This is a genomic window from Mesorhizobium sp. M0615, assembly GCF_040320805.1.
Taxonomy (GTDB): domain Bacteria; phylum Pseudomonadota; class Alphaproteobacteria; order Rhizobiales; family Rhizobiaceae; genus Mesorhizobium.
Genome location: NZ_JAMYQI010000051.1, coordinates 1 through 585 on the forward strand (window position 1 = coordinate 1; position 585 = coordinate 585).

The following is a 585-nucleotide window of genomic DNA, read 5'->3' on the forward strand; positions in this document are numbered from 1 at the left end:
TCTGGCGCCTTCCGTCCCAGTCGATACCGACCGCGATCAGCACCGCCTGGCTCATGACAACACCGGCTTCACGCACCTTCTCGTAGCGCGCATCGAGGATGAGGTAAGGAAACGGCTCTTGAAGGGGGCGCCTGGCAAAGGCAGCGAGGCTCTCGTCCAGCCGCTTGTTGATGGCCGAGATCGACGAGGCCGAGAAGGCATGGCCGCACAGTTCTTCCGTGATCGCCTTCACCTTGCGGGTCGACACGCCCTGCACATACATCTCCGCCAGTGTCGCCACCAAGGCCCGCTCGGAACGCTGGTAGCGCTCGAACAGCTCGGTGGAGAAGCGCCCGGCCCGGTCCTGCGGAACCCGCAGCTCGAGCTTGCCGACCCGCGTCACAAGGGTACGGCCGTAATAGCCCGAGCGATAGCCAAGCCGTTCGGGCGTGCGCTCGCTCTTCGAGGCACCCAGCGCCTCGTCCATCTCGGCCTCAAGCACCTCCTGCATCACCGCACGGAGCACTTCGTGCAATCCATCCGGGTTCGAAAGCAAAATGTCTTTGACGGCAGCGCTGGCGGTCTTAACTTCAGTCTTGGTCATGG

1 protein-coding gene is annotated in these 585 nt (G+C 63.4%); it reads right to left on the reverse strand.

Annotation, left to right across the window (positions count from 1 at the left end):
- On the reverse strand, positions 1-583 hold a 583-nt coding region (locus NKI46_RS30915; RefSeq protein ID WP_352749732.1), incomplete at its 3' end, for an IS256 family transposase.
- Between the last annotated feature and the right edge of the window lie 2 nt (positions 584-585).